Genomic DNA, 13,060 nt, shown 5'->3' on the forward strand with positions numbered 1-13,060 from the left:
GTTTCGAAACTAAGAACGGCCGCGATAACCGGATAGTGCAGAAAGTGGACCCCGACAGTCCAGAAAATAGACCCCGCTCCCGAGGTGCCATGACGACTTCCACGCCGAGTTACGGCCAGTACTGCCCGATCTCCCGGGCGCTCGACCTGGTGGGTGAGCGCTGGTCGCTGCTGATCCTGCGCGACCTGCTGCTGGGCACCACCCGATTCAACGATCTCGCGCGCGGTCTGCCCGGGCTGTCGCGCAGCCTGCTCGCCAAACGCCTGCGGCAGTTCGAGCGAGCCGGGCTGGTGGAGCGACTGGTCGGGGAGTACCTGCTCACCGACGCGGGGCGGGAGTTGGAGCCGATCCTGTTCCGCCTCGGCCAATGGGGCGCACGCTGGACCTTCGGTGCGCCACGCGACGACGAGCGCGATCCCGCCCTGCTGGTGTGGTGGATGCACACGCGGTTGGACACTTCGTCGTTCCCGGGCCGCCGTCATGTGCTGCTGGTGCGCTTCACCGACGACCTGCGCCGCTTCTGGATCGTGCTCGAGGCGGGCGTGCCCTCGGTGTGCGAGTCCGATCCCGGCTATCCCGTGGACGTCGCGATCAGCTCCGACGTCGCCTCGCTGTACCAGGTGTGGCTGGGACGGCTGCCGCTGGCGCACGCGCTGCGGACGGGCCGGGTGGCGTTCACCGGCCCGCCCGCGCTCACCCGCCGGATGCCGTCGGTCCTGCGGCTCAGTCCCGTGGCCGGGTACGCGGACACCTCGCACGTGGACGCGGCCGCCCAGCGCGCGTCCTGAACTCCGACACCGGTCCGCGCGCCTCGCTCAGAGGTTCCCGACGATGTGCTCGAGACGCTGGGCGACCAGTTCGCGCGCCTTCTCCCGCAGCGCGGGCCGGTAACCGCTCGGGTACACCGGGTCCGCCGGGGCGTAGTCCTTCAGGACCTCTTTCGCGAGGGTGATCTTGTGTACTTCGGTGGGTCCGTCGGCGATGGCCATCACCTCGGCGTAGCCGAGCATGTCGATGAACGGCAGGTCCTGGCTGACGCCGAGCGCGCCGTGCAGATGCAGCGCGCGCTGGGCGATGTCGTGCATCACCTTGGGCATGGCGACCTTGATCGCGGCGATGTCCTTGCGGACCTTCCGGTAGTCCTGCTCCTTGTCGATGCGCCACGCGGTGCGCAGCACCAGCAGCCGGAACTGCTCCATCTCGATCCAGCTGTCGGCGATGCGTTCCTGGGTCATCTGCAATCCGGCCAGCGGGCCGCCGCGCATCGGACGCGACACCGCTCGCTCGGCCATCATGTCGAACGCCTTGCGGACCATGGCGACCGTGCGCATCGCGTGGTGCACACGCCCGCCGCCCAGCCGCGTCTGCGCGACGACGAAGCCCTGCCCCTCGGCCCCGAGCAGGTGGTCGGCGGGCACGCGGACGTCGGTGAACCGCAGATGGCCTTCGTGCTCGCTGAATCCGGCGACGTGATAGTTCTTCACGATCTCCAATCCCGGGGCGTCGGCGGGCACGATGAACATCGACATGCCCCGGTACGGGCTCACCTCCGGATCGGTCACCACCATGACGATGTGGAAGGCGGCGAACTGCGCGTTGGAGTTGAACCACTTCTCGCCGTTGATCACCCAGTGGTCGCCGTCGCGCACCGCGCGGGTGCGGAACAGCGTCGGGTCCGAGCCGCCGGTCGGCTCGGTCATCACGTAGCACGAGCCGATCTCCCCGGCCAGCAGCGGCTCGAGATAGGTCTTCTTCTGCTCCGGCGTGCCGTAGTGGGCGAGGATCTCCGCGTTGCCGGAATCCGGTGCTTGGCAGCCGAATACCGACGGCGCCCACACCGACGTGCCGAGCACCTCGTTGAGCAGGGCGAGCTTCATCTGCCCGAAACCGGGGCCGCCCAGTTCCGGCCCGAGGTGGCAGGCCCACAGGCCCTGCTCCTTGACCTGCTCCTTCAGCGGCCGCATCAGCGCCATCGCCTCACGGTCGGTGCGGTCGTACGGGTTGGGGTAGAGCAGGTCCAGCGGCTCCACCTCGGTGCGGACGAACTCCGCCGCCCAGTCCAGTTTCCGCTGGTACTCCGGGTCGGTCTCGAAATCCCAAGCCATGGTCAGCCTTTCGTGTCTGGCGCGGTGCCGGTCACCACGCCGTCGAGCAAAGTGGTCGCGAGGATGTCGGCGATCTCGCCGGGGGAGCGGTCGCCGTGCGGGCGGTACCAGAACGAGACCATGTTCAGCATGCCGAGCACGCTGTTGGTGACCACGTGGTCGCCGGTGCGCAACAGCCCTTCCGCGTGACCGGCGTCGATGACGCGTTGCCAGCAGTGCTGCACCCGGTCGCGCAGCTGTTGTAGCTGCGCGGCGCGCTCGCCCGTGAGCGCGCCGACGTCACGCAGCTGGATGGCCACCTCGCGCTGATGGCGAACGATCAGCCGCACGTGACTGTGAATCATCTTGCGCAGCTTGGTGACCGGATCGTCGGGGCCGTCGGAGATCTGCTCTGCCTCGACCAGCATCAGCTGGATGTAGTCGCGCAGAATCTGCCAGAGCAGTTCCTCCTTGGAACCGATGTGGTAGTACAGCGCGCCGCGCTGCACGTCGGCGCGCTCACCGATCTCGGCCACGCCGGTGCCGTGGAAGCCCTGCTCGGCGAACAGGTCGATCGCCGCATGCACGATCCGCGCCCTGGTGTCGCTCGCCGTCGATTCGGCGGCGGGCGGGCGGCCGCGCCTGCGCGAAGGGGCGGTCATCTCGACGGGTCCAGCACGATCTTGCCCACCCCGTCGGCCCGCTCGGCGAACATCCGGTAGGCGTCGGGCCCCTCGGACATGGGCAGGTGGTGGGTGACCACGGCCTCGGGCCGCAGCCTGCCGCCCGCGGTGAGTCTCAGCAGCGCGGGCAGTTCGTACTGGATCGCGCACAGCCCGATGTGGAATTCGAGGTCCTTCACCTGGGCCGCCATCAAATGGAACGGGAAGGCGCGGTTGTGGCTCACGCCGATCACGCTGACCCGGCCACCGTGCCCGACGGCGCTGATCGCCAGCTTGACGGTTTCGTCGGCGCCGACCGCCTCGATCGCGACATCCGCTCCGCCGCGCAGTGTTTCGCGGATCGCCTGCTTCGGATCGTCCGATTCGACCGGCTCGGCGCCCAACTCGGCGGCGCGCGCGCGTCGTTCGGCGAGCAGATCGACGCCGAGTACCCGGGCCGCACCCATCGCGAAGGCGGACTGCACCGCCATCAGACCGACCGGACCGAGCCCGATCACCACCACGGTGTCGCCCGGGGCGATCCGGGCGCGCCGGGCTCCGTACCACGCGGTAGGGGCGTTGTCGGTGAGCACCACTGCGGCGGTGTCGCTCACCTCGCCGGGCAGCTTCGCCAGATTGCCCCCGGCGTGCGGTACGGCGAGCAACTGGGCCTGACATCCCGCCAGCGAGCCGCCGAGCCCATAGCAGGCGTCTACCGGGAGCGGGTGGCGCTCGCACGCGGTGACGATCCCGCCGCGGCACTGCGCGCAGCCGTCGCAGCCCGCCGAGGCGGCGACCAGCACGCGGTCGCCGACGGCGAACCCCCGGGCGTGCGGCCCCAGTTCCACGATCTCGCCGACCGCTTCGTGCCCGACGCCGTAACCGGAGCCCGCGACGAATCCGTGTCCGGCGTATATGTGCAGATCACTGCCGCAGATGCCCGCCGCGGTGACCCGGACGATCGCGCCGTCCGGCCCCGGCAGGACCGGGTCGGGCCGATCCTGATACGAGATCTGCTGCGGGCCCTGGTAAGTCAATGCCTTCATCGCCAGCCTCCGTCGATCGGGAGGGTGGCGCCGGTGCAGAACGCCGAGGCTTCGGTGGCGAAGAACAGCGCCGCCCCCACGATCTCCTCCGGCTTGCCGACCCTGCGCAGCGCGTTGTGTCCGGTGAGTTCCGCGCGCAGCTCATCGGGCCACGCCGTGGCGATGTCGGTGTCGAAGGGGCCGCACTGGATGGTGTTGACCCGCACGGTCGGCGCGAAGGTCTGGGCCAGCCCGCCGGTCAGGGCGTTGAGTCCCGCCTTGGCCGCCGAGTACGGGACCGCGAAGGGCTCCGGCCTGGTCGCCTCGATCGAGGAGACGTTGATGATCGAGCCGCCGCCGTCGGCCGCCATGCGGCTGCCGATCAGGGCCGACAGCCGGAACGGACCTTTGAGGTTCACTCCGATGACCTTGTCGAACAACTCCTCGGTGACCTGGTCCAAGCTCGGGTACAGCGGCGAGAGTCCCGCGTTGTTGACCAGCACGTCCACCCGGCCGAACGCGCCGTAGACGGTCTCCACCAGGGCGTCGCACTGCGACCAGTCGCTGACGTTGCAGGCCACCGGCAGGGCGCGGCGCCCGAACCGCCGCGTCACCTCCTGCGCGAGCGCGGCGCACCCGTCCAGCTTGCGGCTCGCGATCACCACGTCGGCGCCTGCCTCCGCGAACGCCAGCACCATCTGCTTACCCAGGCCCCGGCTACCCCCGGTGACGACGGCGACCTTGTCGGTGAGTGGCACTCGAACTCCTGCCTGCCATGAAATGTTCCGATCAGTACATTAAATCGGCCGCGGGTTACGATCAAGGGGCTGTCCGGCCGACCGTCGACGGCTCGACGACCCGCCGGGTGCAAGACCAGCTCATTCGGCGTGGCGAATGCATTCGGGCACAGTGCCCACAGCGACCCGGCGCGCGGCGACACCACTACCCACGGGTAACATGGCACTGTTTTCCCACTCGGCTTTCTCGGAAGTGAGGCAGTAGATGACAGAGCGGATTCAGGTCGGCGGGCTCCAGGTGGCACGCGTTCTCCACGAGTTCGTCGAGAACGAGGCGCTCCCCGGTTCCGGCGTGGATTCCGCCGCGTTCTGGGCCGGCGCCGAGCAGGTCATCAACGATCTCGCTCCGCGCAACCGCGCTCTGCTGGCCGAACGCGACGAGATCCAGGGCAAGGTCGACGCGTGGCATGCCGAGCACCCCGGCGTGAACTACGACAAGGCCGCCTACAAGAACTTCCTGACCGAGATCGGCTACCTGCGCCCCGAGCCCGCCGATTTCCGGATCACCACGCAGAACGTGGACGACGAGATCGCCGTCACCGCGGGCCCGCAGCTCGTGGTGCCGGTGATGAACGCTCGCTTCGCGATCAACGCCGCCAACGCCCGCTGGGGCTCGCTGTACGACGCGCTCTACGGCACCGACGCCATCTCCGAGGCCAACGGCGCGGAGAAGGGCACCGGCTACAACAAGGTGCGCGGCGACAAGGTCATCGAGTGGGCGCGCAACTTCCTCGACGACTCGGTCACCCTCATCACCGGCTCGCACATCGGCTCGACGTCCTACAAGATCGTGGACGGCGAACTGGAGGTCGGCCTGGAGGACGGCACCAGCATCGGCCTGGCCGACGCCTCGCAACTGGTCGGTTACCTGGGTGACCCGGAATCGCCGAGTTCGGTGCTGCTGAAGCACAACGGTTTGCACATCGAGATCCAGATCGACCCGCAGTCGCCGATCGGCAGCACCGACACCGCGGGCGTCAAGGATGTCGTGCTGGAGTCCGCGGTCACCACGATCATGGACTTCGAGGACTCGGTCGCCGCGGTGGACGCCGAGGACAAGGTGCTGTGCTACCACAACTGGCTCGGCCTGATGAAGGGCGACCTCGCGGAGAAGGTCAGCAAGGGCGAGAAGACCTTCACCCGCACCATGAACCCCGACCGCGTGTACACCGCGCTGGACGGCGGCGAACTGGCGCTGCACGGCCGTTCACTGCTGTTCGTGCGCAACGTCGGTCACCTGATGACCTCCGACGCGATCCTGGACGCCGAAGGCAACGAGGTGCCCGAGGGCATCATGGACGGGCTGATCACCTCGCTGATCGCCAAGCACAGCCTGGCCGACGACGTGCAGCTGAAGAACAGCCGCACCGGCTCGGTCTACATCGTGAAGCCGAAGATGCACGGCCCGGACGAGGTCGCGTTCACCAACGAGCTGTTCGGCCGGATCGAGGACGTGCTCGGACTGGCGCGCAACACGCTCAAGGTCGGCATCATGGACGAGGAGCGCCGGACCACGGTGAACCTGAAGGCCTGCATCCAGGCCGCCGCCGAGCGGGTGGTGTTCATCAACACCGGCTTCCTGGACCGCACCGGCGACGAGATCCACACCTCCATGGAGGCCGGGCCGATGGTCCGCAAGGCCGATATGAAGTCCCAGCAGTGGATCCTGTCCTACGAGGACTGGAACGTCGACACCGGTCTCGCGGCGGGCCTGCCCGGCAAGGCGCAGATCGGCAAGGGCATGTGGGCCATGCCGGACCTGATGGCCGACATGCTCACCCAGAAGATCGGCCACCCGCGCGCGGGCGCCAACACGGCGTGGGTTCCCTCGCCGACCGCCGCCACCCTGCACGCGACGCACTACCACTTGGTCGACGTGTTCAAGCGGCAGCAGGAGATCGCGAAGGGTGGTCGCCGTGCCACCGTCGACGAGATCCTGGAGATCCCGCTGGCCGCAGCGCCGAACTGGACCGACGAGGAGAAGCGCCAGGAGCTGGACAACAACTCCCAGTCCATCCTCGGTTACGTGGTGCGCTGGATCGATCAGGGCGTCGGTTGCTCCAAGGTGCCCGACATCAAGGACGTCGCGCTCATGGAAGACCGTGCGACCCTGCGCATCTCCAGCCAGCTGATGGCCAACTGGCTGCGCCACGGCATCGTCACCGCCGACGAGGTGGTGGCCAGCCTGGAGCGGATGGCCCCGGTCGTGGACCGGCAGAACGCCGGCGACCCCAACTACCGGGCGATGGTGCCGGACTTCGCGGGCAGCATCGCCTTCCAGGCGGCCAAGGAGCTGATCCTGGAGGGCACCAAGCAGCCCAACGGGTACACCGAGCCGATCCTGCACCGCCGTCGCCGCGAGGCCAAGGCCGCGTGCGAGTGAGTGATGTTGAGTGAGTGAAAAGTAGCTTCTGACAGCTCTTTTCGACTCGAGGCCCCGCACCTGGAACACCGGGTGCGGGGCCTTTGTCATCACTGGAGATCAGCTTGGATAACGGCCCGTCACCCTCAAAACGGTCACACGCGGGAAAGGCGGTAAGTGTCAGAAAGCGATGTCCTACCAGCGTCGATAGCTGCCGCCGTCCTTGATGAGTGCGGTGTAGCGTGCGGACTCCACGGGGCGGCCGATGGTGCGTCGCTCAGATACAGTTTGATCGGCCGTTGCGTCAGCGGCCCACCATCGGCACGACATCCGAGCATCGACCGCTTCCGACGGCACGGCGGGGCAACTCGCCGATCATGTTCTTCCGGCGTGTCGTCGCGCCGACACGCCAACAAATTTTTGCGACAGCTAATTTTGAGCAAATGACACCGGCGGTGGGCGCTGCCTGGGTCTCGGCACTCTGGCGCAGCCGTGGTGGACGGCGCGCAAAATCGCGGCGCGAGGGTCGGGACCCGCTCGCGTTATAGGTCTCGGTGGGGGTTCAAGACGGGAGGGGGACGCATGCGCTAACCACAGAGATTGACCTGCGGAAACGGTGAGTATTCACCGCCGCCGGATACGCGTGCCTGGTGTTCGACTATCGCCACTTCGGCGCGAGCGAAGGCCATCCGCGCTATCTGCTGTCGCCGCGCAAGCAGCGCGCCGATTGGGCCGCGGCGATCGCCTTCATCGCCAACCTCGTCGAATCTGGCGACGTACTCATCAGCACCGTCGGCCCCTTCGAACGCTGTGGACGCTCGAGTCGGCTACGGCCTCGCAGACAGGGCACACGCGGCCGAGACCGTCTTCGCGGACTCGGCCGACCGGCCGTCCGCCCTGTTCTGCGCCAACAATGACCTGGTGGTCGGCGCGATGTCGGCCGCCCACCCTCCGCGGGAATCGGCTCGCCGAAGACGAACTAGCGCCGGCGATTCCGGCCCCACCTCGCATACCAAGCCGGGCGACTCATGCCGGTCACACGACAGGCCACAAGGGTGGAACCGGATCCACGATTCACCGGTGACGCGATTCAGTGCAGGTCATACGTCCACACCTGGCCGTTGTCCCGGATGTTGAAGACGATGGTGCCCGCCTGCGAGAGCGGCGGCGAGTTCGCGTAGCTGATGGCCGCGGGGACGTCGGCCCACAAATGCGCTACCCACGAAGTCTGCTCGAGCAGATCCTGTTTCTTGATATCGGCTGCCTCGTTCGCCGTGTGAACAACTGCCGAATCCATGCCTGCGGTCATGATTTCCTCCATTTCGCGTAAACGTTCTTTGCCTGCGAAACCGCCCCGCAAGGGACGATCCGATTCCCCGAGTCTTCGCCTCGGATGTCGTCGTCTCACGAGTAGTCGGCTACGGGTTTCTACCCGGCGATACTCATCGGGACGCGGGGCGGAGTCATCGCTGGATCCGTTCACGAACCTCGCCATGTACGGTCCGGTGCCGACCGGCGCGAGCTGTTACTCCACCGCTGTGCGGCGATCTTCCACATATTTCAAAGTTGTACGGATTTTTGCCGCGCGAGGTCCGGATGCAGGTAGTCGCTACTCGTGTGAGGGCCGCGGAACCGGCGAATCATCCTTACCGGGCAATTTTCATCCCGACCGGTTCGAGAAAGGATATGTGATGGCCGATCTTCCCACACCTGGTGCACGAAGCCGCGAATTGTGCGGCACCATGGCAGTTCACCACAAACTGCTCCAACAGAGCGAAAGCTACCGACAGCGATCGGCGATGTTCGAGAACCGCGCGCTCGCCTACGAAGGCCGTATGCGCGCACCGATGCGCACCGGTCCGATCACGATCCCCGTGGTCGTCCACGTCGTCCACAATCCCGCGTTCCCGGCCGAGAACATCAGCGCGGCCCAGGTCGAGAGCCAGATCACGGTGCTCAACCAGGACTTCCGGGCAACCAATCTCGACCGCGTCGGCGTGCCGACCGTCTGGACCGACCGCATCGCCGACTGTCGCATTCAATTCGCCTTGGCGACAACCGATCCTGATGGCAATGCGACCGACGGCATCACTCGGACCGCCACCGCGAAGACATTCTTCAGCGCCGAAGCCGACGATGTGAAAGCCACCGCGACCGGCGGCGCCGATCCCTGGCCCAGCGACGAATATCTCAACCTCTGGGTGTGCGCCGATCCGCAGACCGCGCCCGGAAACTCGATTCTCGGTTACGCGCAATTCCCTGGCGGTCCCGTCGACACCGATGGCGTCGTCATCGCGACGACCTGCTTCGGCACAATCGGAACCGCCACCGCGCCGTTCCACCTGGGACGCACCGCGACGCACGAAGTCGGGCACTGGCTGAGTCTGCGCCATATCTGGGGCGATGACGGCAGCGGCTGCTCCGGTGGCGATCTGGTCGACGACACGCCCAACCAGGCCACCCAGAACTTCGGCAAACCCCAGTTCCCGCACATTTCCTGCAACAACGGTCCCAACGGCGACATGTTCATGAACTACATGGACTACACCGACGACGCGGCGATGTTCATGTTCACCACCGGCCAATCCGTGCGGATGAACGCGTGCCTGGAGGGGCCGAGGGCCTCGTTCCTGGTCGCCGCTCGCGCTCCGGCCGGGGATCTGCGACCGGCGGTGTCCTCCATGGCCGCGGCGGCGACGCCCGGACGCGGCGAGGAGGCCGCCCCCCGCTCCGTGTCATCGACGAATTCGAGTACCTCCGGCGGCGCGGGTGCGGTCGCCGACCTCGAGGGCGAGGTAGCGTTGTTGCGTTCATTACTCGACGAGATCAACGGCGTCCTTGCCCGAGCGCCACACTGGTCGGCGCCGAGGACCCGGTGAGGATTGCCGGTGACCGGACCGATCCCCATCCTCGGAATATGGGTGCACTCCCACGAGGAGGACACCGACACGGTGTCTATTTATCGGCCACGTGACTTCCCGTTTCCCCGGTCACGTGGCCGGTGCGGCCTCGAGTTCAGAGAAGACGGCACCGTCGTCGACTACCGTCCCGGCGCCGATGACCGGGCCCGGGCGACGACCGGCTCCTGGCGTGACCTCGGGGACGGCCGTTACTCGATGTCTTTTCCCGCCGAAGGCGCAGCGGAGCCCACTACACGTACGCTGCAATACGTCGGGGACACCCTTCTGGTGGACACCGGGTAACCAGTTTCGATCACCCGTCGCCCACCTGGACCCCTACGAGAACTCGGGCAGTCCCGCGATCCACACGGCGTGTTCCGCGCCAATTTCCCGATTCTCTACTGACCCTTCGGTTCGAGCCGATGTCAGCGCTGTGCCTGCGGCGGCGTCTTCTTCGCCCACCTTGAAAAGGGCGCTCGTCGGCGCCGAGCGCATCGCGACGTTCGTGCGGCTCGCCATCAAACCTACGGGAGCCAAGTGGGACAAGCTCGGCGGCAAGCCCACGCCGTTCGCCGCGATCGTCAACGGCAGGCCCGCGCTGATCCTGGTGGCTGAGGATCGCATCGTCGGCGTCGTGGTGCTGGAGTTGACCGCCGACGGCATCGCCGCGACCGCGACCGTGCTGGCCGACCTGATCGGTCTCAGCGACGCCGACACCGCCACCTGCGGCGTGCTGGCGAGCTGGCGAAGTTCGACCTGGCCTCGCAAATGGTCGTGGAGATGACCTCGCTGGCGGTCACCATCTTGCGGCCAGGCAATCTCGTTGACAGCGAGCAGAATTCGGATGCGTCATCCATACAGCGGACGAAGTAGTCCGGTGTTTGCGAGACGCTTGCCCTCCGGCGTGGTCCAGGAATACCCGCCGGCCACCGCGGCACCGCGAACGGAACCGAACTGTTCCACTTCTTGGATCGCCGAATCGGGGCTCTGAGCCTCTCGGTTTCTCCGCACTCCTGGTCCAGGGGAGGGGGCAAGTACGCCGGGCACGGTCATCGAGCAGCCGCGAATCGAGTTCCGCCGATCGACGGCGGTGGACAGCCGATCGGCGGATTCCGTCGGCCGGTTACGGCTTACAGAATGGATACCGTCGTACCGGCCCAAGGCAGCTGATCATCCCTCACTTCCGTTCCGCGCGGGAGGTAGCTCTCTGTCGCGAACGTCGCCCAGGCAGGGGTGGTCTCCGTGCCTGGGCGAGCCACCCATACGATCGCGGTCGAAGGGTTCGATCGGGTCCGGCGATCGGCCGGATGATCACACGCTGGCAGCGGGCAGGGACGACTGGAGTCCGGATCGGCATCGCCGGTCCGGGGCTGCGAGCACCCGTGGTTCATCAGACGCGGGTGCTCGCCTCGCCTCCGGTGTTTCGAGCAAAGCCTGCAGGAATCGGGGACCCTCGCGGGGGCGAACACGCCGAGACGGGTGGCCGAGCTTGACGCCGCGACTGAACCAGTGCAGCGCCACCGCGCCTGCGGCACCGGCGATGCGGGTTCACCAAGTATCGGCGCGAGAGCGCCCGCGAGATACCGATGGGTGGGCCGGACTTCAGGCGTACAAGGAGGACTGTTCCGACCGATGCCGAATCATCTGGCAAGCCGATAGTCACTCGCGAACTGCATGGGTGCGGGGTTGACGGGTGCTGAAATCGCGAATGCGGTGGCGATCGAAGCGGTGGCAGTCGCTTCATCCGCGTTGGGTGAGGTGGTGTGGATAGCGCGCCTTCACGATGGGCCCATGGCCGAGTCGTCGAACCTGGGTCCGGTGGAGCTGGTGGGAGCCCCGTGCGGGTCCGCTGGGGGCAGTGACTCCTTCCGATGCGCGGGGAAAGAGATTGCCACCGGACCGCAACCTTCCACGTCGAGCGGACACGATCTCCTTGGAGGGGTAGCGCACCAGAGCCGCGACGGCGGCAGCCTCCCGGGCGTGCGTCTTCCCTGGCGACAGCCCGCAGCACAGTACGGCGCTGAGGCGCACTACCTGACCGCGCCTGACGCGCGACTCCGTGATCTTTCCAAGACAGGCCGATTCCTGTTTCCGGCGTGCATACGGAAGTCACCCGAACTGGGCGATCAGATTCTTGCTGCGGAGTTCTTAGACTGCAAAGGAGGCTATCGGATCAGCGCTGAGTGGCGGTACGTCCACACAGTGAGGAGAAGACGATGACGAAGTTCACCAACGGTACAGGCCTGTATCAGATTCTCAATCCGCAAGCCGGCGGCGCCGCGATGGGGCTCACGGGCGCCGACACGGGCGGTCACGGCGTGGCTGTCGGGCTGGTGAGTCCTGGGGAAGGCAGCGGTCAGCTCTGGATCGTCGATGTGTTCGATTCGGATGTCAATTTGACCAACTACGAGACGAATACGATGCTGATCCTGGGGGGAACGGGACAGAAGGGTGACCCCGTTGTGTGCGGTGGTGGGGAAACCTATGGTGCTTTGGGGTGGAGTTTCGACGGCGACGCGGATGAGGAATCGACCGTTCTCGTGCCTGACTTCGTCCACGAGCTCGCGGTGGCCCCGGCGGGGCCGGATTACGCGCTCAGGCTCGTCGACAACACGGGGGAGGGTACCCAGCTGTGGCGCTTCGTCCGGGTGTGAATAGGCGGATAGTTCGGCCCGCGAGGGAAGCGATCGGATCGACGCGGCGGAAGCCGCGTGCGTGGCTGCCTTGCAGGGTTGGGGTCGGCCGGTCGTCAGCGACGAGCATGCCGATGCACTCAGAATGAAGCTTCGAAACATCCTCTCCGGCAGCTGAATTCGCGCGGCAAACCAGCTTCATGCGGTGCTACGAGAACTGCTTACCGGTGGCACACCGACTCACCCAGCCACAAACCGTTTCCCAGCTCGGGCCTGTACTTGTAAAGAGTGGCGGCCGGTACCTCACGCCCTCGGATTCGAAAGCGGAGGGGATGTCGCGGTGGGATTCCGGGGGTCCTGGCCGAGTTCGTATAGCTTGGTTGGTCATCCGCCCCGGCCGGTCTGGGCGCACTTCTGGTCCGAGATCCAGAGCTGCCTCGGCGCGAGAATGGTGCCAGCGGTTAAGGTGCGCGGCGAACACGCCACGAAGGCGCCACCGATCGATCACGGCTATAAGGGGATACGCCGGACTCCGTCAAATTCTCGGCCATCGCTACCGGAACCCGTGAAGCAACGAGTAGGTTGCCGGTGGCCGCC

11 protein-coding genes and 1 pseudogene are annotated in these 13,060 nt (G+C 66.7%); 7 read left to right on the plus strand and 5 right to left on the minus strand.

Annotation, left to right across the window (positions count from 1 at the left end; translation table 11 throughout):
* Positions 1 to 89: 89 nt before the first annotated feature.
* Positions 90 to 788, plus strand: a complete 699-nt coding sequence (locus tag ABZ803_RS28310) for a helix-turn-helix domain-containing protein (RefSeq protein ID WP_357043861.1) — start codon at positions 90 to 92, stop codon at positions 786 to 788.
* Positions 789 to 815: 27 nt separating this feature from the next.
* On the opposite strand, the gene ABZ803_RS28315 is transcribed toward ABZ803_RS28310, so the two are convergent.
* The 4 genes from ABZ803_RS28315 to ABZ803_RS28330 are packed head-to-tail and all read right to left on the minus strand — an operon-like array spanning position 816 to position 4,529.
* A complete protein-coding gene (locus ABZ803_RS28315; RefSeq protein ID WP_062975609.1) occupies positions 816 to 2,105 on the minus strand; it encodes an acyl-CoA dehydrogenase family protein in 1,290 nt (429 codons plus the stop codon).
* Positions 2,106 to 2,107: 2 nt separating this feature from the next.
* Positions 2,108 to 2,746: a TetR/AcrR family transcriptional regulator gene (locus ABZ803_RS28320; protein ID WP_357043863.1), complete on the minus strand. Its 639-nt coding sequence runs from the start codon at positions 2,744 to 2,746 to the stop codon at positions 2,108 to 2,110.
* Positions 2,743 to 3,792: a zinc-binding dehydrogenase gene (locus tag ABZ803_RS28325; protein ID WP_357043865.1), complete on the minus strand. Its 1,050-nt coding sequence runs from the start codon at positions 3,790 to 3,792 to the stop codon at positions 2,743 to 2,745. Before ABZ803_RS28325 ends, ABZ803_RS28320 begins: the two co-directional genes overlap by 4 nt.
* The gene (locus ABZ803_RS28330) at positions 3,789 to 4,529 is read right to left on the minus strand and encodes an SDR family oxidoreductase (protein WP_357043867.1); all 741 of its coding nucleotides are present in this window, start codon (positions 4,527 to 4,529) and stop codon (positions 3,789 to 3,791) included. Before ABZ803_RS28330 ends, ABZ803_RS28325 begins: the two co-directional genes overlap by 4 nt.
* 244 nt (positions 4,530 to 4,773) lie before the next feature.
* Between ABZ803_RS28330 and ABZ803_RS28335 the strand changes: the two genes are divergently transcribed.
* The gene (locus ABZ803_RS28335; protein WP_357043869.1) at positions 4,774 to 6,951 is read left to right on the plus strand and encodes a malate synthase G; all 2,178 of its coding nucleotides are present in this window, start codon (positions 4,774 to 4,776) and stop codon (positions 6,949 to 6,951) included.
* A 602-nt stretch (positions 6,952 to 7,553) separates the two neighbouring features.
* Positions 7,554 to 7,679 (plus strand): annotated as a pseudogene (locus ABZ803_RS28340) (alpha/beta hydrolase); the annotation flags it as partial.
* A gap of 341 nt (positions 7,680 to 8,020) precedes the next feature.
* On the opposite strand, the gene ABZ803_RS28345 reads toward ABZ803_RS28340, so the two are convergent.
* A complete protein-coding gene (locus ABZ803_RS28345; protein ID WP_357043871.1) occupies positions 8,021 to 8,239 on the minus strand; it encodes a hypothetical protein in 219 nt (72 codons plus the stop codon).
* 490 nt (positions 8,240 to 8,729) lie between these two features.
* On the opposite strand from ABZ803_RS28345, the gene ABZ803_RS28350 reads away from it, so the two are divergent.
* The 4 genes from ABZ803_RS28350 (at position 8,730) to ABZ803_RS28365 (ending at position 12,484) form a co-directional block, all read left to right on the plus strand.
* Complete coding sequence (locus ABZ803_RS28350) at positions 8,730 to 9,809, plus strand: zinc metalloprotease (protein ID WP_357043873.1); 1,080 nt, start codon at positions 8,730 to 8,732, stop codon at positions 9,807 to 9,809.
* A gap of 9 nt (positions 9,810 to 9,818) precedes the next feature.
* Positions 9,819 to 10,133, plus strand: coding sequence for a hypothetical protein (locus tag ABZ803_RS28355; protein ID WP_357043875.1), 315 nt, complete (start codon positions 9,819 to 9,821; stop codon positions 10,131 to 10,133).
* Between the two features lie 160 nt (positions 10,134 to 10,293).
* Positions 10,294 to 10,614, plus strand: a complete 321-nt coding sequence (locus tag ABZ803_RS28360; RefSeq protein ID WP_357043877.1) for a hypothetical protein — start codon at positions 10,294 to 10,296, stop codon at positions 10,612 to 10,614.
* A 1,432-nt stretch (positions 10,615 to 12,046) separates the two neighbouring features.
* The gene (locus tag ABZ803_RS28365; protein WP_357043879.1) at positions 12,047 to 12,484 is read left to right on the plus strand and encodes a hypothetical protein; all 438 of its coding nucleotides are present in this window, start codon (positions 12,047 to 12,049) and stop codon (positions 12,482 to 12,484) included.
* Positions 12,485 to 13,060: the final 576 nt, after the last annotated feature.

This window comes from Nocardia sp. NPDC047648, assembly GCF_040642815.1.
GTDB lineage: Bacteria > Actinomycetota > Actinomycetes > Mycobacteriales > Mycobacteriaceae > Nocardia > Nocardia gamkensis.

Bases quoted from the DNA above. Each gene is read 5' to 3' on its own strand.
- ABZ803_RS28310 (WP_357043861.1), top strand. From the start codon at position 90: ATGACGACTTCCACGCCGAGTTACGGCCAGTACTGCCCGATCTCCCGG.
- ABZ803_RS28315 (WP_062975609.1), bottom strand. From the start codon at position 2,105: ATGGCTTGGGATTTCGAGACCGACCCGGAGTACCAGCGGAAACTGGAC.
- ABZ803_RS28320 (WP_357043863.1), bottom strand. From the start codon at position 2,746: ATGACCGCCCCTTCGCGCAGGCGCGGCCGCCCGCCCGCCGCCGAATCG.
- ABZ803_RS28325 (WP_357043865.1), bottom strand. From the start codon at position 3,792: ATGAAGGCATTGACTTACCAGGGCCCGCAGCAGATCTCGTATCAGGAT.
- ABZ803_RS28335 (WP_357043869.1), top strand. From the start codon at position 4,774: ATGACAGAGCGGATTCAGGTCGGCGGGCTCCAGGTGGCACGCGTTCTC.
- ABZ803_RS28345 (WP_357043871.1), bottom strand. From the start codon at position 8,239: ATGACCGCAGGCATGGATTCGGCAGTTGTTCACACGGCGAACGAGGCA.
- ABZ803_RS28350 (WP_357043873.1), top strand. From the start codon at position 8,730: ATGTTCGAGAACCGCGCGCTCGCCTACGAAGGCCGTATGCGCGCACCG.
- ABZ803_RS28365 (WP_357043879.1), top strand. From the start codon at position 12,047: ATGACGAAGTTCACCAACGGTACAGGCCTGTATCAGATTCTCAATCCG.